This is a genomic window from Rhodopseudomonas sp. BR0G17 (assembly GCF_010907025.1).
Taxonomy (GTDB): domain Bacteria; phylum Pseudomonadota; class Alphaproteobacteria; order Rhizobiales; family Xanthobacteraceae; genus Rhodopseudomonas; species Rhodopseudomonas palustris_H.
Genome location: NZ_QUML01000006.1, coordinates 164,243 through 180,518 on the forward strand (window position 1 = coordinate 164,243; position 16,276 = coordinate 180,518).

Below are 16,276 nucleotides of genomic sequence, written 5' to 3' on the forward strand. Positions count from 1 at the left end.
GCCGCCGTGCTTTTGAAGCGCTAATCGATGATCTCGGCGCCTTCGGCGCTGAGGCGGGCGAGACCGTCCTTCATCTGCTGCACGCGCTCGGGCGGGTGGCCCTGCCACTTGGTCACTTCGGCGACGATGCGCAGCGGATGCTTCGAGCGATAGGACAGCGTCGGATTGCCGGGAAACTTCTTGTCGGTGAGATTGGGATCGTCTTCGAACGGGCCGGTCGGCTCGACCACATAGATCCGCTGCGGCGCATCGCCGGCGGCGAGCTCGGCGCCCCAGATCGCAGCGTCCAGCGTGCCGGAGAAATACACCCAGGACAGCGGCGCTACGGTAGTGAAGTTAGACTGGTAGCCGACCACGATCAGCTCGCCGGGAGCGAGATCGGCCCGCGTGCCGTGGAAGAACTGACGCACGAACATGCTGGCCGCTGCGGACATGAGGGGCGCGCTCCGGTGTGACTGAACCGACGACAACGACGTCGGTGCGTGTCGGGTTCATCAGCCTCGAGGCTGATACCGAGCGCGTCGCGGTTTCCTTCGCCCGGCTCAAGACGCAGTGAGATCCGAGTGGAAGAGGCCGGTCCTAAGCGGTGGCCGGCGCTGGGCCGCCGTCATCGGCCTTGATCATCACCGGCAGATAGACGCTGACGAATTCCGGCGGCAGGCGGCGCGGGCGGCCGCTGCTCAGTTCGATGCACACCAGTTGCCAGCGTCCGCGCATGATGGTGGCGCCGTCGCGCAGGCGGATCAGCTGGAAGCGGCGTTCCATCACCAGCTTGCCGTCGCTGCCATAGATCCAAGTTCCCAGCAGCAGCTCGTCGCCCAAATGGCTCGGCAGCAGGTAGTCGTATTCGCCGCGCCGGATCGCCATCGCCCGATCGATCCGCTGCCAGTCGGCGAGCGACAGCCCGAGCGCTTCTGAATGCGCCCAGCCGACGCTGTCGCACCAGCGCACATAGACGGAGTTGTTGGTGTGGTTGAGGCCGTCGATATCGGCCGGCGCGGGCGTCATCGGCAGCGTGAACGGGGCGGGATGATCCCAGGCAAGATCGGCAGAAGCGTCGGTCATCATCGCGTCTCGTCGGTCGGTCGTTTCGCGCGCTTACAGCCCGAGCTGATCGAGCGTGCGGGCGACGTCGTCGCTGGAATGCACCTGGACGGCGTGCAGCCCGCGCTCGCGCGCGGCTTCGATGTTTTCCGCCAGATCGTCGAAGAACACAATGCGCTGCGGCGCAACCCCGATCGCCTTGACGACGTAATCGTAGGTCTCGCCGTGCGGCTTGCGCATGCCGATCTGCGACGACAGAAACAGTTCGCGGAAGTGCACCAGCAGCTCGGCATAGTGCTCGGAGAAATGCGCGATATGCGCATCGTTGGTGTTGGACAGCGCGTAGAGCGGAAGCTGCTTGGCGGCGCGGTCGAGCAGCGGCGCGATGCCCGGCATTTCGCCGATGAAGATCGCGTTCCAGCCTTCGCGCAATTGCTCGTCGGTCAGCGTCAGCCCGAGCGCGCTGCGCACGGCGGCGAAGAACTGCGCATCGGTAACGTGGCCGGTCTCATAGCGATGAAAGGTGTCGTCCTGCGCCAGCTTGGCCATCAGCGCATGCGGATCGCTGCCGAGCTCGACGGCCCACGCCTTTAAGGTGCGGCGCAGGTCGTAGTCGATCACCACGCGGCCGAGATCGAACAGCAGCGCATCGGCGGCGCCGGGGGCGAGGGCGGTGGTCATGCTGAGAACCTTGTCGATGAGAAGATGCGAGTCATGCGGCGGCGACACATACGCATTTTGGTTAAAGAATGTTATAGACTGACGAAACCGTTTGGTAATCCGCAGCCGCTACAAGAAATGCCGCTGCGAAGCGCATCTTGCTGCAATCACCTTGCACCGTATGCGGGGTCGCGGCGCCGGTTTTGACCAGCGGCGATCCGCTCATGCGCTTCGGACTTCCCATCTTGCTGCCGTCGTCGACCGCATCGGATCCAAGCCGATGAAGGGTGGTGGTGGACGCCTGTCCTCGGGCAACAACAAGAAGAAGGCCGAGGAAGCTCACGCCACCCACGGCTGGTTCGTCACCTTCGCAGACCTGATGGGCCTTCTGGTCAGCTTCTTCGTCATGCTGGTGTCGTTCTCGACTCAGGACTTGCGCAAGATGCAGATCGTAGCCGGCTCGATGCGCGACGCGTTCGGCGTGCAGCAGAACTCGCGGTTCGCCGGCGTGATCGAGACCGACGGCGTGCCGGTGCAGGGTCACGTCAAGAGCAAGCGCAACGTCGCGCCCGATCAGGCCAGCAACACGCCGCATCTCGAAGAGGCCGGCGGTTCGGGGAGCGCCGCTTCTCATGCCAAGGCCGAGCGCGAATTCGCGCTGGCTTCGGCGTCGCTGCGCCAGGCGCTGCAGGACGTGCCGGAACTGGCCGAGATGTCCAAGAACGTCGTGTTCGAAGAGACGCCAGTCGGGCTCAATCTCGAACTGACCGATCAGGACGGCCGGCCGATGTTTCCGGACGGCTCGGCGGTGCCGTACGAACGCACCCGCAAGCTGGTCGCCCGGCTTGCTGCGCCGCTGCGCGCGACCTCGCTGCGCGTGATCATCGTGGGCCACACCGCGGCGACCGTGGTACAAGCTGGCGATGACGATCCGCTCAGCCTGTCGGTGAACCGCGCCAATGCGGTGCGCGAGGTCCTGAAGCAGGAGGGCCTGCCCACCAGCCAGGTGCTGTCGCTGGTCGGCAAGGGCGACGGCGAACCGCTGTTCCCGGATGCGCCGACACTCGCCGCCAACCGCCGCGTCACCATCACCTTGATGCGCGAGAACCCGCCGCTGCCGCCGGATCTGCAGCGCTGACAACCGGTTGAGCTGACGACTTCGATTGGCGGCTCAAGCTCAGAAGCACAATCCGACGCGGCGGCCGCGCTTCCACACCATCCGGCATTTCTTCTTGGTAGCGCCGTGCAGCATCTCGAAGCGCTGCGGCAGATTGGCGTCGGCATTGAGCTCGACGCAGGCGCCGCCCGCCGAGTAGTCGACGACGCGGCACGGGATCACCGGCAGCTTCGGGCCGACGATCAGATTGGCATTCCCAGAGACGAGCCCGCTGGGGCGGACGCGTGCAAACCGTCGCGGCTGAGTCATACAAGTGGCTCCCGGCTGGCTGGATAAGGGATCAGCCCGATTGCAACCGAGACTTGTTAAATTCGAGTTGTTGTCGACTCTAAACCGGCGCTACTTCCTCGCAACTAAGCCGCGCCCCGGACCGCTTCGTGGAAGCCGGGGCGCGGATGCTTAATGCGCGGTTATGAGTTCGCAGGCCGGATCTCGATCCGCTTCGCCGTCGAGGGTGACGGTTCCACCTTCGGCAGCGTCACGGTCAGTACGCCGTTCTTGAAGCTGGCGCTGACCTGGTCGGCGGCGACTGCGACGTCCAGCGGAATCCGGCGTTCGAACTTGCCGTAGAAGTGCTCGCTGAACTGCTTGTCCTTGGCCTCGTTCGACGCCGTCTTTTCACCGCGGATCGTCAGCGTACCGTCGTCCAGCAGCACCTCGATATCTTTCTCCTCGAGGCCCGGCACTTCGGCAGCGATCTTCAGCTCCTTGTCGCCATCAGTGATTTCGAGTTTCGGCCAACCGGTACTGAACGGCGTCAGGGCGCCGGCACGGGCCGGCACGTCGAAGCCGCGGAATACGTCGTCGAACAGCCGATTCATCTCGCGGTGCAGCGACAGGAACGGGTCGCCTTCGAACGAGCGGGTCGCGGGTTGATTGGTCCGGCCCCAGGGGATGATGTCGCGCATGTTCATGGATGCCTCCTCGTACTCAGTCTTGAAGTCCTTGATACTGTTAGTTGTGATCTGGAAGTCGCCCGCGTATCGCGGGTGCGCTTCGATTTGGGCGCGGTTGCGCCGCCGTCAAGGGGCAGGGTGGTAGTCCCGTGGAGGGAGTACGAAGATTTTTTTCGCGCACCGTCTTGAAAACGGTAACGCCGTGTCCAAGTCATCGGCCGTCCCGGTTTGGAAGGAGGAATTCGGGAGGACCACAGATGCGATCTACCAATTTCGAACACAGCTACGCGCCTGGCGCCGCGAGCGTCACGGCCTTGCGCCCCTCGGCAACGGTCTATGATCATCCCGACCAGGTGCTGCGCGACGACGCGCTTTGCACCGCCGAAAAGCGCGCCATCCTCTCCTCATGGGCGTCCGACGCCAACGCCGTCGAGCAGCAGCCGTGGCTGCGTCTCGCGCCGGGGCACCGCAATCCGGTGCCGCTACGCGCGATCCTCGACGCGCTGAAGCGGCTCGATGACGACGATCCGCCGCCGAAAGGCGGGGCCTCGATCCGGCTGAGCGGCGACCGCGCCGCTCAGCATGATCCGTCCGACGACTACCGGCCATCATGGAGGAGGCATTATGGTCTGGCGCCACGTATCAACCAGTTTCGACCCGTCCCGCTGCCCGGAGTGCGGCGCGATCATGCGGCTCGTGCGCGTCGAGCCACGACCGGTCGGACACAAGGTTGAGTTCGAGCGCCACATCTATCGCTGTGAAGACTGCGCCAACACCAGCCGGTTCGTGATCGACCGGCAGGCCGCGGACTACGCGTTCGCATAACGACGCCGTTCCGCGTCCCGCGATGCGGCGGCCGGGCTACCCCGGTTGCCGCATCATTCTTCGCCACAGCGGCTTGACCAGTTCCAGCACGATCAGCACCACCAACGCCGCAGACGCAGTGAGGCCGAGATCGTCCGGATGCAGCGGACCGAACCGGAACAGATCGCGCAGCCAGGGCCATGCCAGGCTGGCAACCAGCACCACCGCGACGATGCCAAGCATCCCCGCCAGCATCGCGTTCGGCCGCCGCAGCGCCGTCAGCAGCGAGGCGCTGAACGAGCGATTGACGAAGATCAGTCCGACGAAACTCAGCACCAGCGCGAAGAACGTCAGCGCGCGCAGCTCGGTGTCCGGCATCGCGCGCATCTGGCCGATCACGAACACGCCGGCGACCAGTACGAACACCAACAGGCCCTGCAACATGCCCCACACGATCAGCGCCCGGCTGAACAGCGGCTGCTCCGGATCACGGGGCGGGCGGCGCATCGCGTCGTCCTCGGCGGTCTCCGCCTCGAACACGATCGAGCACACCGGATCGATGATCATCTCCAGGAACGCGATGTGGATCGGTCCGAGCAGGATCGGCAATCCGAACAGCAGCGGCAGCAGCGCCAGCCCGGCGATCGGCACATGGACGGCGAAAATGAAGCCCATCGCCTTGACGAGGTTATCGTAGATCCGCCGCCCCAGTCGGATCGCCTTGACGATCGAGGCGAAGTCGTCGTCGAGCAGCACGATCGCCGAAGCCTCGCGTGCGACGTCGGTGCCGCGGCCGCCCATCGCGATGCCGATATGAGCCGCTTTCAGCGATGGCGCGTCGTTGACGCCATCGCCGGTCATCGCCACGACTTCGCCGTCGGCTTTCAGCGCTTCGACGATCCGCAGCTTCTGTTCGGGCATGATCCGCGCGAACACGGTGGCGCGGCGCAGCCGCTCGGCGAGCGCGGCGTCGTCGAGCGTGGCGATCTCCTCTCCGGTGACGCAACTGTCCGCATCGATCCCGGCCTGGCGCGCGATCGCCTGCGCGGTCGCCGGATAGTCGCCGGTGATCATCACCACGCGGATGCCGGCGGCACGGCAGTCGGCGACGGCGGCCGGCACCGACGCGCGCAGCGGGTCGGCGAGGCCGACGAGGCCGAGGAAGTCGAAGCGGAAGCCGAGCTGGGTCTCCGGCCAATCCTCGTCCGGGTGCGATGCGCGCGCGACGCCGAGCACCCGCAGCCCCTCGGCCGCCATCGCATCGACGGTGCGCGAGACGTTGCCGAGGGCGGCGGCATCGAGGCCGCACATCCGCGCGATCGCCTCCGGCGCACCTTTCGCCGCCACCACATAGTTGCTGGCATCGTCCGGGTCGCGCCAGACCTGGGTGATCGCCAGCAGGTCGCGGCGCAGCCCGTAAGCGTGGACGAGGCTGCGGGCGCCATTGCCGTTGGGCAGATGGTCGCCGGCGAGCCGGTGCAGCGCGAGGTCCATCGGGTCGAACGGATCGGGTGCGGCCGCGAGCAGACCGGTCTCCAGCAGCGGCGCGAAGCCGTGCGGCAGCGCGCCGTCCGCGCGCGGCCGGAACACCTCGCCGGAAGGAAGCCGCAGTTCGGCGACCGACATCCGGTTCTCGGTCAGCGTTCCGGTTTTGTCGGTACACAGCACGGTGGCGGAGCCGAGCGCTTCGATGGCAGCGGCGCGCCGGGTCAACACCCGGGCCTGCGAGATCCGCCAGGCGCCCATTGCCATGAACACCGTCAGCACCACCGGGAATTCTTCCGGCAGCATCGACATGCCGACGGTGATGCCGGCCAGCACCGCGTCGAGCCATCCGTCGCGCAATGCGCCGTAGAGGATCACGACCAGCGCGGTGAAGGCGGCGGCGATGATGCCGAAGGTGCGGACCAGCGCGCGGGTCTGCTGCTGCAGCCGCGGCGCTTCGGTCTGCATCGAGCCGAGGGCCTGACCGATCTTGCCGATCTCGCTGCGTGCGCCCGTCGCGGTCACTTCGGCAAGGCCGCCGCCGCGCACCACCAGCGAGCCGGAATACACATTGGGCTGATCGTCGCCGCCGGGACGATGCGACGCGGTGGTGTCCGCTTCGTCCCGGCTGAGCTTGCGGACCGGCACCGACTCGCCGGTCAGCAGCGACTCGTCGACGAGCAGATCGTCGGCCTGTAGCAACACCGCGTCGGCGGCGATGCGGTCGCCCTCGGACAGTACGATCACGTCGCCGCGCGCTACCTCGCGCCCCGCAATGCGTTTGCGGACACCGTCGCGGATCACAAGCGCGCGCGGGCTGGTGAGATCGCGCAGCGTCTCCAGCACGCGCTCGGTGCGCGCTTCCTGCACCACCGTGATCACCACCGACAGGGTGGCGAAGATCAGCAGGATGATCGCTTCCTTGAGATCGCCGAGCGCCATGTAAACCACGCCGCCGCCGAGCAGCAGCGCCAGCATCGGCTCGCGCACCACCTCGAACACGATGCCGAGCAGCGTGCGACGATCAGGGCTTGGCAGCTCGTTGTAGCCCTCGCTGGCGAGCCGTTCCGCAGCCTCGCGCTCGCTGAGGCCGGAGATGCTGTCGGAGGGAGAGGCGAGGTCGGGCATCGGGAAACCTGACGTTCGAGAGCCCGCCGATGTTAGCCTATTTTCGGCTCGCGCTCGCGACGTAGTCGCCCGACTTGCCGCCGGTCTTGGCGATCAGATGGATGCCTTCGATCCGGACGCCGCGTTCGGCCGCCTTGATCATGTCGTAGATCGTCAGGCACGCCACCGACACGGCGGTCAGCGCTTCCATTTCGACGCCGGTCGGGCCGGTGACCTTGACGGTGGCGCGGACGATGCAGCCGGGCAGCTTGGCATCCGGCGTGATGTCGAGCGTGACCTTCGACAGCGCCAGCGGATGGCACAGCGGGATCAATTCGGCGGTGCGCTTGGCCGCCATGATGCCGGCGACGCGCGCGGTGCCGAGCACGTCGCCCTTCTTGGCGTCGCCGCTGAGGATCAGCTCCAGCGTCGCTTTCTTCATCACCACGCGGCCTTCCGCGACTGCGACGCGTTCGGTGGCCGGTTTCTCCGACACGTCCACCATCCGCGCCTCGCCGCTGGCGCCGATATGGGTGAGGGCGGGACGCAAATCGACTAGCTTCTTAATCACCGACGAATCCTACGGTTGGTCACTAAATCTCGAAAGGCGCTTACGGAGGACGTCTGCTTCTGCGCTTGCTACATCTAGCATGCCTTGGTCAATTCCGAGTTGTATCTCTCGACTCTGATACCGTGCGGCAGATCTTTCTGCAGAGAGTTTGTTGAAGAGGTCAACGAATCCGCTGTCTACATTTCCCGATTTGCGCCATCGATTGATTCCAAATGAAATGGCTTTGTGGCTGTTCAATTTCTTTTCTGCCGCTTGCACTATCAGTCTTGCTTTGGCCAATAGTTCGCAGCAGCTAAATAGATTGTCTATTAAGGGCGCGGGCTTCAAGTTGTCGAGGGCAAATTGCGCCACCATCAGATAATCATCTGCTAGACTAACTAGATCTGACGCTTTCTTCTTGTTGCGCTGGAAATCGAAAAATATCCGCCAACCGCCCTTCCAGGAGATAATCGTAAAATGACCAGCGTCCGCCTCTGCAGCATCGAGTTCGAAGCTCTCCACTACGTCAAGGTCGGACTCATATACGGGGTCACCTTTTTCTACAGCGCGGTTTGCTCTTACCACCAGAGAGATTCTTACCTCCTCATTGATCCGCACAATGGGAGCTGAGGAGTCGGTGAATATAACTTGGGCTCTTTCAAGTACTATGGGGGCAACGCTTTGTTTGGTGGCAATTCTGCGTTCGAGCTCCGGAGTGATCCACAAGCGAAACGCTTCCGTTAGCATCCGTTCGGGGCCGGTCAAATCTTTCGAGGTTGGATCAGGAGGGCATTCCATTCATGGAACTCCTCGATAGCCTCAAGCCGCGCGCGCCAGCAGCGTCCGCGTCGCGGCGGTGACGTCGTCCTGGCGCATCAGGCTTTCGCCGACCAGGAAGGTCGACATCCCGACGTCGGCGAGGCGGGCGAGATCGGCGGGCGTGAAGATGCCGCTTTCGCCGACCATCAGGCGATCGTTCGGGATCAGCGGCGCCAGCGCCTCGCTGGTCGCCAGCGTGACTTCGAAGGTACGCAGGTTGCGGTTATTGACGCCGACCATCGGCGACCGCAGCTTCAGTGCGCGCTCCAGCTCGGGCGCATTGTGGACTTCGAGCAGCACGTCCATGCCGAGGTCGAACGCGGCGTCCTCGATGTCCTTGGCGGCGGCGTCGTCGAGCGCCGCCATGATGATCAGGATACAATCGGCGCCGTGGGCGCGGGCCTCGACCACCTGATAGGTGTCGTACATGAAGTCCTTGCGCAGCGCCGGCAATGACACCGCGGCGCGCGCGGCAACGAGGTAATCGAGGCTGCCCTGGAACGACGGCGTATCGGTCAGCACCGACAGGCAGGCAGCGCCGCCGGCCTCGTAGGCGCGGGCCAGCGCCGGCGGATCGAAGTCGGCACGGATCAGGCCCTTCGAGGGTGAGGCCTTCTTGATCTCGGCAATCAGCCCGTAGTCGCCGGCCGCCTGCTTGGCGCGCAGCGCCTTGACGAAGCCGCGCGGCGGCGACGCCTCACGGGCGATCGCCTCGACCGCAGCCAGCGGACGCTCGCGCTTGGCGGCGGCGATCTCCTCGCGCTTGTAGGCTTCGATCTTGGTCAGGATATCGGACACGGCTCTGCCACCTACTGCTTGATCGGATCATCTTCTCGTCATGGCCGGGCTTGTCCCGGCCATCCACGCCTTCACCGTTGCGCCGGCCCCAAGGCGTGGATGCCCGGGACAAGCCCGGGCATGACGGCAACTGGTACTTCAGGCCGCCGCGGAGACCGCGATCAGCTTCTTCAGCCGCGCCTCCGCCGCGCCGCTGTCGATCGACTGGGTGCCGAGTGCGACGCCTTCCTTCAGATCCTTGGCCTTGCCGGCGACGACCAGCGTCGCGGCGGCGTTGAGCAGGGCGACGTCGCGGTACGGCCCCGGCATGCCTTCCAGCACCGCGCGCAGCGCCACCGCATTGGCCTGGGCGTCGCCGCCCTTCAGCGCGTCGGCCGGCGCGCGGGGCAGGCCGGCGTCCTCGGGGCTGATCTCGAAGCTGGTGATCTCGCCGTTCTTCAGCTGGGCCACCGCGGTGGTGCCGGACAGCGTGATTTCGTCGAGGCCGTCGGAGCCGTGCACCACCCAGACCGCCTCGGCGCCGAGATTCTTCAGCACCTGCGCCAGCGGCTGCACCCATTGCCGCGAGAACACGCCGATCATCTGCCGCTTGACGCCGGCAGGGTTGGACAGCGGTCCGAGCAGATTGAAGATGGTGCGGGTCGCCAGTTCGACCCGGGTCGGGCCGACGTTCTTCATCGCCGGATGATGCGTCGGCGCGAACATGAAACCGATGCCGGCTTCGTTGACGCAGCGGCCGACCTGCTCGGGCGTGATGTCGATCTTGACGCCGAGCGCGGCGAGCACGTCGGCGGCGCCGGATTTCGACGACAGTGCGCGGTTGCCGTGCTTGGCGACGGTGACGCCGCAGCCGGCGACCACGAACGACGCGCAGGTCGACACGTTGACCGAGCCGGAGCCGTCCCCCCCGGTGCCGACGATGTCGACCGCGTCCGCCGGCGCCGAGACCGGCAGCATCTTGGACCGCATCGTGGTCACCGCGCCGGTGATCTCGTCGACGGTTTCGCCGCGGACCCTGAGGCCCATCAGCAGCGCGCCCATCTGCGACGGCGTCGCGTCGCCGGACATCATCGCGTCGAAAGCGTCGGTGGCTTCGTCGCGCGTCAGTGTCGCGCCGGTCGCGACCTTTGCGATAATCGATTTGAAATCAACCATTGTCCCTTTCGGTGACGAAACGGCGGCACTCAGCCGTCAGTTCGTCGCCGCCCCCGTTGCCTGCGCCACCGCTTCCTGATTGACCTTGGTGCCGATGTCCTTCTCCAGCCAGGCGATGTACTCGCCGACCTGTTCGTCGCGCAGCCGCTGCACCAGATTGTCCTTCAACTGCTGCATCTGCGGCGCGTTGAGGTCGGCGGTCGGCACGGTGTCGCCGGTGACGCGGAACACGTACCACTCGGTGGCGCTGCCGCCCTGAACCTGGCCGGCGCCGTCCTTGGCGGTGCGGAACACCGCGTCGACCACCGTGTTCGGCAGGCCGGCGTCGGCGCCTTCGCGCTTGATGCCGGAGGCCGTCTGCACGGCGACGCCGGCCGGCGCGACGTCCGCGAGCTTGGCGCCGCCCTGCAGCTTCTGCACCAGCTCGGCGGCGAGCTTGCGCAGCTTCTCGGTGACCTGCTCGGCGCGCCAGCCGGCCTCGACCTTGTCCTTGACCTCGTCGAGCGGCCGTTCGTGCGACGGCGTGATGCCGAGGATGTCGTACCAGACGTAGCCGTTCTGGAAGCTGATCGCGTCGTTGTCGACGCCCGGCTCGCTGTTGAAGGCGGCGTTGGCGAGTTCGAGCCCTTGCGGGATCGCCGCCACCGGCGCGCCGTCCGGCCCGCGGCCGGCGCGGTCGATCGCGTCGACCGTCACGGCGGTGAGGCCGAGCTGCTTGGCTGCGTCGACGACGCTGGCGCCGCCGCCACGCGCGTCTTCCATCTTGTCGTGCAGCTCCTGCACCTGCTTGCGGGCGCGCTCCTGGGCGAGGTCACGCTTCAGGCTGGCCGCCACGCTGGCGTAGTCCGGCTGCTTGCCGGGCTCGATCTTGGTGACTTCGAGCAGCACGGTGCCGAACTGTCCCTGCACCGGCTGGCTAACCTCGTTCAGCGGCAGCGCGAACGCGGCTGCGGCGACCTTCTGATCAAGCATCTCCGACTGGCTGACCAGGCCGAGATCGAGATCGGCCGGCTTGACGCCGCGCTCCTTGGCGAGGTCGGCGTAGCTGGTGCCGCTGGCGATCTTGGCGCGCGCCGCCTGGGCCTCTTCGACGTTCGGAAACACGATCTGCAGGATCTGGCGCTTCTCAGGCGTCGACAGCTTGTCCTTGCGCTGCTCGAACAGCTTCTGCGCGTCGGCGTCGGACACCTCGGCCCACTTGGCGATCGATTCCGGCGTCACCACCAGGAACGAGATCTTGCGATACTCGGGAGCGCGGAACTGCGCCTTGTGCGAGTCGTAGAAGGCAGTGAGGTCGGCGGGCGAGGGCGCCGGGATGGTGCCGGCCTGCGCGTCTGTCAGCTTCAAATAGTCGATCGCGCGCTCTTCGTTCTGAAACTGGCTCAGCGCCTGCATCAGCGTCTTCGGCGGCTCGAGGCCAGCGGTCAGGCTGCCGGCGATCTGGCGGCGGAGTGCAACGCGGCGCTGCTCGGCCAGATAGCGCTGCTCGGTGAAGCCGAACTGGCGGATCAGCTGCTGGAAGCGGTTGGCATCGAACTGGCCGTTGGCGCCCTTGAAGTTCGGATCCTCCAGGATCGACTTCATGGTGTCGGCGTCGGACTGGCCGAGGCCAAGCCGGCGCGCGTCTTCGTCGAGCGCGGCTTCGGCGATGGTCTGCTGCAGCACTTGGCGATCGACTCCGATCGCGCGCGCCTGATCCGGGGTCAGCGGTCGGCCGAACTGGCGGCCGATCTGCTGCAGACGGTCATTGTAGGTCTGGCGGAATTGCTCGGTGGAAATTTCAGTGCTGCCGATCTTGGCGAGCGTCGACCGGCCGAATCCGCGGAATACGTCGGCAATACCCCAGACTCCGAAGCTGACGATCAGGACGCCCATCACGATCGTCATGATGGTCTTGCCAATCCAGTTGGATGAGGCTTTGCGCATTCCTCGGAGCATGGAGTCACTTTTTGTCAGGAGGGAACCGGCCGCGCTGGGTCAGCGCGGGGGGCAAACTAGCGTCGCCGGCTTGAAAATCCATCATAAAGTGCCGTCTGGGGCGTCGCAACCGCAGCCAATGTCGCGGTCGGTGCAGATGCCATCCCGTTGCAGCGGCCGATGCTGCGGATCGCCGCAGCGCCGGCGTTCACGTCTCCTTGAGTCTCGCAATCGGCTCTGCTAGCGGAACGGTTCAACCCTTTATTGCGAGAGTGCTCATGCCGGTCCCCGCCGTTCGTCCTCTGATTGCTGGAAACTGGAAGATGAACGGCCTGAAGGATTCGGTGGCCGAGCTCGATGCGATGCTGAAAGGCGCCGCCGAGCTGCCGCAGGGCATCGATCTGTTGGTCTGTCCGCCGGCGACGCTGGTGGCGAGCTTCGCGGCGCGAGTCGCGGAAGCGCACGCCGGCAAGGCGCTGCCGTTCTCGATCGGCGGCCAGGATTGCCACGCCAATGCGTCGGGCGCTCACACCGGCGATATCGCCGCCGAGATGCTGGCCGACGCCGGCGCGGCTGCGATCATCGTCGGCCATTCCGAGCGCCGCGCCGATCATGCCGAAAACGACGCGATCGTCCGCGCTAAGGCGCAGGCGGTGTGGCGCGCCGGGCTGGTGGCGATCGTCTGCGTCGGCGAGACTCAGGGCGAGCGCGACGCCGGCCACACCCTCGACGTGGTCGCCGGCATGCTGGCCGGCTCGCTGCCGGACGGCGCGACCGCGGCGAATCTGGTGGTGGCCTACGAGCCGGTCTGGGCGATCGGCACCGGCCGCACCCCGACGGCGGCCGATGTCGAGGAAGTTCATGGCTTTATCCGCAAGACTTTGAGCGATCGGTTCGGTGCGGCGGGCGAGACCATGCGGATCCTGTATGGCGGCTCGGTGAAGCCCTCGAACGCCCGCGAACTGCTGGCGGTACCGCATGTCAATGGCGCGCTGATCGGCGGCGCCAGCCTGAAGGCGTCCGATTTCCTTGCGATTGCGGCGGGCTGCCCCTAACTAAACCGCGCCAAGCGGTATTCCTGCGGCGTTTCCCGCGCGGCGCGGGGGTGACAAATCCCCGCGCGATCGTGTAGACACCGCGCGACTTCATTTATCCCGCAAGCCTGTCGAGCAGCCGCCCGCCGGCGCCTATCGGCCATTCGGCGGCGTTGGCTTGCGATGGAAGGGTACGATGCAGACTGTCATTATCGTCATTCACCTGATGTTCGTGCTGGGCCTGATCGGCGTGGTGCTTCTGCAGAAGTCCGAAGGCGGTGGCCTGGGCGTCGGCGGTGGTGGCGGTTTCATGTCGAGTCGCGGCACCGCCAACCTGCTGACCCGCACCACGGCGATTCTCGCGGCCGGGTTCTTCGCCACCAGCCTGCTGCTCACCTGGCTGGCGAGCTACAACCGTAAGCCGACGACGATCCTGCCGACCGCCGCGCCGGTTCAGCAGCAGGCCCCGGGACAGCCGGCGCCGCCGCTGTCGCAGGGCGGTGGTCTGCTCGACACGCTGAAGCAGACCGATCAGCAGCAGAACCAGCAGCCGGCGGCACCGGCCGCGCCTGCGGCGCCGACCCCGCCGCAGTCGCAGTAAGCATTGCCGATATGCGCTGACGGGGCCTCGCATCTGGTCTGAGGCCCCTTTAGCAATCGTCTGAAATAGCTGAGTTTTCAGCGTCACCCACAGGCATTCGTCAAACTGCCCGAGGGGTTGCGAATCGCTTTGGCGAATCGGACCGGCGGCATTAAAGGTAAAGTCCCATGGCGCGGTATATCTTCATCACCGGCGGCGTGGTCTCCTCGCTCGGCAAGGGTCTGGCATCAGCGGCACTCGGTGCGCTGCTGCAGGCGCGTGGCTACAAAGTCCGCCTTCGCAAGCTCGATCCCTATCTCAACCTCGATCCCGGAACGATGTCGCCGTATCAGCACGGCGAAGTGTTCGTGACCGACGACGGCGCCGAGACCGACCTCGATCTCGGCCATTACGAACGTTTCACCGGGCGGCCTGCGACCAAGCAGGACAACATCACCACCGGCCGGATCTACCAGGACATCCTGACCAAGGAACGCCGCGGCGACTATCTGGGCGCCACCATCCAGGTGGTCCCGCACGTCACCAACGCGATCAAGGAATTCATCGTCAGCGACAATGACGGCTACGACTTCGTGCTGGTCGAAATCGGCGGCACCGTCGGCGACATCGAGGGCCTGCCGTTCTTCGAAGCGATCCGCCAGATCAAGAACGATCTGCCGCGCGGCGACGTGATCTACATCCACCTGACGCTGCTGCCCTACATCCCGAGCGCCGGCGAACTGAAGACCAAGCCGACCCAGCATTCGGTCAAGGAACTGCGCTCGATCGGCATCCAGCCGGACATCCTGCTGTGCCGCACCGACCGCGAGATTCCCAAGGAAGAGCGGCGCAAGCTCGGTCTGTTCTGCAACGTCCGGGAAAGCGCGGTGATCGAGGCGCGCGACGTCGACAATATCTATGCGGTGCCGGAGGCGTATCACGCTGCCGGTCTCGATGACGAAGTGCTGGCGGCGTTCGCGATCGCCGCCAAGGAGCCGCCGCAGCTGGCGCGCTGGCACGAGATCAACGAGCGGATCCGCAATCCCGAAGGCGCGGTGACGATCGCGATCGTCGGCAAGTACACCGGGATGAAGGACGCCTATAAGTCGCTGATCGAGGCGCTCAGCCACGGCGGCATCGCCAACAAGGTCCAGGTCAAGCTCGACTGGATCGAGAGCGAGGTGTTCGAGAACGAGGACCCGGCGCCGTTCCTCGAGCACGTCAACGGCATCCTGGTGCCCGGCGGCTTCGGACAGCGTGGCGCCGAGGGCAAGATCGAGGCGGCGCGTTTCGCGCGTGAGCGCAACGTGCCGTATTTCGGCATCTGCTTCGGCATGCAGATGGCGGTGATCGAGGCGGCGCGGAATCTCGCCGGCATCGAACAGGCCAACTCCACCGAATTCGGCCCGACGCCGGAGCCGCTGGTCGGCCTGATGACCGAGTGGGTGCGCGGCAACGAGCTGGAGAAGCGCAACCAGGCGGGAGATCTCGGCGGCACGATGCGTCTCGGTGCGTATCCGGCGGCGCTCAAGCGCGGCAGCCGGGTCAGCCAAGTGTATGGCGGCGCCACCGAGATCTCGGAGCGTCATCGCCACCGCTACGAGGTCAACACCGCTTATAAGGACCGGCTCGAACAGCACGGCCTGAAGTTCTCCGGCATGTCGCCGGACGGCGTGCTGCCGGAGATCGTCGAATACGAGGATCACCCCTGGTTCATCGGCGTCCAGTTCCACCCCGAACTAAAGTCGCGTCCTTTCGACCCGCACCCGCTGTTCGCCTCGTTCGTCCAAGCGGCGCTGGTGCAAAGCCGGCTGGTGTAAGATGCCGACGTAAAGGTGGCGCGTCGCGTCGCCCCTCACGCATTTTTCTGCTTAGTTGATACGTCACTTCGTCATGGCCGGGCTTGTCCCGGCCATCCACGCCTTTATCGTTTGGTCTGCCGCAAAGACGTGGATGCCCGGGACAAGCCCGGGCATGACGGTTGCTGTGCGGGGAGTGTCGACGCGAGAACGGATCAGTTCTCGAACAGCACGAAAGCCGCCCAGACCGACGGGTCTTCGGCGGCTTTGATCTTGCCGTGGATCGCCTCGATGCGGGCTTTGCGTAGCGCCGCGGCGTAGTCGAGATTGTCGTCGGCGAGCACTTGGTACAGCCGCGCCATGAAATTGGCGGTGCCTTCGTCGCTGACTTCCCACAGCGTCAGCAGCGAGCGCCGGGCGCCGGCGATGGCGGGCGCCGGCGGGGGGCCGC

Annotated in this window: 17 protein-coding genes; 5 read left to right on the forward strand and 12 right to left on the reverse strand. The window is 65.8% G+C overall.

All coding sequences use genetic code 11. From position 1 onward, the window contains the following. Nucleotides 1-20: 20 nt before the first annotated feature. From arr to DY467_RS07330, 3 genes are all read right to left on the reverse strand, one after another. Nucleotides 21-434, reverse strand: coding sequence for an NAD(+)--rifampin ADP-ribosyltransferase (gene arr / locus DY467_RS07320; RefSeq protein ID WP_164634921.1), 414 nt, complete (start codon nt 432-434; stop codon nt 21-23). Nucleotides 435-579: 145 nt separating this feature from the next. Next, a complete protein-coding gene (locus DY467_RS07325; protein WP_164634924.1) occupies nt 580-1,068 on the reverse strand; it encodes an acyl-CoA thioesterase in 489 nt (162 codons plus the stop codon). A gap of 30 nt (nt 1,069-1,098) precedes the next feature. Further along, nucleotides 1,099-1,725 carry an HAD family hydrolase gene (locus DY467_RS07330; protein WP_164634926.1) on the reverse strand — a complete coding sequence of 209 codons (627 nt, stop codon included), beginning with the start codon at nt 1,723-1,725 and terminating at the stop codon, nt 1,099-1,101. A gap of 259 nt (nt 1,726-1,984) precedes the next feature. Here DY467_RS07330 and DY467_RS07335 point away from each other — a divergent pair, with 259 nt between their 5' ends. Further along, the gene (locus tag DY467_RS07335; RefSeq protein WP_164573840.1) at nt 1,985-2,842 is read left to right on the forward strand and encodes an OmpA/MotB family protein; all 858 of its coding nucleotides are present in this window, start codon (nt 1,985-1,987) and stop codon (nt 2,840-2,842) included. 39 nt (nt 2,843-2,881) lie between these two features. On the opposite strand, the gene DY467_RS07340 is transcribed toward DY467_RS07335, so the two are convergent. Further along, complete coding sequence (locus DY467_RS07340) at nt 2,882-3,130, reverse strand: PilZ domain-containing protein (RefSeq protein WP_013502316.1); 249 nt, start codon at nt 3,128-3,130, stop codon at nt 2,882-2,884. 161 nt (nt 3,131-3,291) lie between these two features. Further along, nucleotides 3,292-3,795, reverse strand: coding sequence for an Hsp20/alpha crystallin family protein (locus DY467_RS07345; protein WP_164634928.1), 504 nt, complete (start codon nt 3,793-3,795; stop codon nt 3,292-3,294). Nucleotides 3,796-4,034: 239 nt separating this feature from the next. On the opposite strand from DY467_RS07345, the gene DY467_RS07350 reads away from it, so the two are divergent. Continuing rightward, on the forward strand, nt 4,035-4,511 hold the full coding sequence (locus tag DY467_RS07350; RefSeq protein WP_164634930.1) for a hypothetical protein: 477 nt from the start codon (nt 4,035-4,037) through the stop codon (nt 4,509-4,511). A 127-nt stretch (nt 4,512-4,638) separates the two neighbouring features. Here the strand turns inward: DY467_RS07350 and DY467_RS07355 are convergent, their stop codons facing one another. From DY467_RS07355 to DY467_RS07380, 6 genes are all read right to left on the reverse strand, one after another. Next, nucleotides 4,639-7,194 carry a cation-translocating P-type ATPase gene (locus tag DY467_RS07355; protein ID WP_164634932.1) on the reverse strand — a complete coding sequence of 852 codons (2,556 nt, stop codon included), beginning with the start codon at nt 7,192-7,194 and terminating at the stop codon, nt 4,639-4,641. 37 nt (nt 7,195-7,231) lie between these two features. Continuing rightward, a complete protein-coding gene (gene moaC, locus DY467_RS07360; protein WP_349627617.1) occupies nt 7,232-7,744 on the reverse strand; it encodes a cyclic pyranopterin monophosphate synthase MoaC in 513 nt (170 codons plus the stop codon). 9 nt (nt 7,745-7,753) lie between these two features. Next, complete coding sequence (locus DY467_RS07365; protein ID WP_164634934.1) at nt 7,754-8,521, reverse strand: hypothetical protein; 768 nt, start codon at nt 8,519-8,521, stop codon at nt 7,754-7,756. A gap of 21 nt (nt 8,522-8,542) precedes the next feature. Next, complete coding sequence (trpC, locus tag DY467_RS07370; RefSeq protein WP_164634935.1) at nt 8,543-9,340, reverse strand: indole-3-glycerol phosphate synthase TrpC; 798 nt, start codon at nt 9,338-9,340, stop codon at nt 8,543-8,545. Nucleotides 9,341-9,478: 138 nt separating this feature from the next. Continuing rightward, complete coding sequence (trpD, locus tag DY467_RS07375) at nt 9,479-10,495, reverse strand: anthranilate phosphoribosyltransferase (protein WP_164634937.1); 1,017 nt, start codon at nt 10,493-10,495, stop codon at nt 9,479-9,481. A 36-nt stretch (nt 10,496-10,531) separates the two neighbouring features. Further along, nucleotides 10,532-12,433, reverse strand: coding sequence for a peptidyl-prolyl cis-trans isomerase (locus DY467_RS07380; RefSeq protein WP_164634938.1), 1,902 nt, complete (start codon nt 12,431-12,433; stop codon nt 10,532-10,534). Between the two features lie 257 nt (nt 12,434-12,690). On the opposite strand from DY467_RS07380, the gene tpiA reads away from it, so the two are divergent. The 3 genes from tpiA to pyrG all read left to right on the forward strand — a co-directional run bounded on the left by tpiA (nt 12,691) and on the right by pyrG (nt 15,846). Then, the gene (gene tpiA, locus DY467_RS07385; RefSeq protein WP_107344790.1) at nt 12,691-13,467 is read left to right on the forward strand and encodes a triose-phosphate isomerase; all 777 of its coding nucleotides are present in this window, start codon (nt 12,691-12,693) and stop codon (nt 13,465-13,467) included. 175 nt (nt 13,468-13,642) lie between these two features. Beyond that, complete coding sequence (gene secG, locus DY467_RS07390; protein ID WP_164634941.1) at nt 13,643-14,047, forward strand: preprotein translocase subunit SecG; 405 nt, start codon at nt 13,643-13,645, stop codon at nt 14,045-14,047. Between the two features lie 167 nt (nt 14,048-14,214). Then, entirely contained in the window at nt 14,215-15,846 is a 1,632-nt protein-coding gene (pyrG, locus tag DY467_RS07395; protein WP_164634944.1) for a CTP synthase, read from the forward strand. A 194-nt stretch (nt 15,847-16,040) separates the two neighbouring features. On the opposite strand, the gene DY467_RS07400 is transcribed toward pyrG, so the two are convergent. Continuing rightward, a partial coding sequence (locus DY467_RS07400; protein ID WP_246701479.1) for a CHAT domain-containing protein occupies nt 16,041-16,276 on the reverse strand: 236 nt, incomplete at its 5' end.

What these genes read in the sequence shown, in the direction of transcription:
- pyrG (WP_164634944.1), top strand. Translation starts at nt 14,215, where the DNA reads ATGGCGCGGTATATCTTCATCACCGGCGGCGTGGTCTCCTCGCTCGGC.
- arr (WP_164634921.1), bottom strand. Translation starts at nt 434, where the DNA reads ATGTCCGCAGCGGCCAGCATGTTCGTGCGTCAGTTCTTCCACGGCACG.
- DY467_RS07330 (WP_164634926.1), bottom strand. Translation starts at nt 1,725, where the DNA reads ATGACCACCGCCCTCGCCCCCGGCGCCGCCGATGCGCTGCTGTTCGAT.
- DY467_RS07355 (WP_164634932.1), bottom strand. Translation starts at nt 7,194, where the DNA reads ATGCCCGACCTCGCCTCTCCCTCCGACAGCATCTCCGGCCTCAGCGAG.
- secG (WP_164634941.1), top strand. Translation starts at nt 13,643, where the DNA reads ATGCAGACTGTCATTATCGTCATTCACCTGATGTTCGTGCTGGGCCTG.
- trpD (WP_164634937.1), bottom strand. Translation starts at nt 10,495, where the DNA reads ATGGTTGATTTCAAATCGATTATCGCAAAGGTCGCGACCGGCGCGACA.
- DY467_RS07335 (WP_164573840.1), top strand. Translation starts at nt 1,985, where the DNA reads ATGAAGGGTGGTGGTGGACGCCTGTCCTCGGGCAACAACAAGAAGAAG.
- tpiA (WP_107344790.1), top strand. Translation starts at nt 12,691, where the DNA reads ATGCCGGTCCCCGCCGTTCGTCCTCTGATTGCTGGAAACTGGAAGATG.
- DY467_RS07380 (WP_164634938.1), bottom strand. Translation starts at nt 12,433, where the DNA reads ATGCTCCGAGGAATGCGCAAAGCCTCATCCAACTGGATTGGCAAGACC.
- DY467_RS07340 (WP_013502316.1), bottom strand. Translation starts at nt 3,130, where the DNA reads ATGACTCAGCCGCGACGGTTTGCACGCGTCCGCCCCAGCGGGCTCGTC.
- DY467_RS07345 (WP_164634928.1), bottom strand. Translation starts at nt 3,795, where the DNA reads ATGAACATGCGCGACATCATCCCCTGGGGCCGGACCAATCAACCCGCG.
- DY467_RS07350 (WP_164634930.1), top strand. Translation starts at nt 4,035, where the DNA reads ATGCGATCTACCAATTTCGAACACAGCTACGCGCCTGGCGCCGCGAGC.
- DY467_RS07365 (WP_164634934.1), bottom strand. Translation starts at nt 8,521, where the DNA reads ATGGAATGCCCTCCTGATCCAACCTCGAAAGATTTGACCGGCCCCGAA.
- DY467_RS07325 (WP_164634924.1), bottom strand. Translation starts at nt 1,068, where the DNA reads ATGATGACCGACGCTTCTGCCGATCTTGCCTGGGATCATCCCGCCCCG.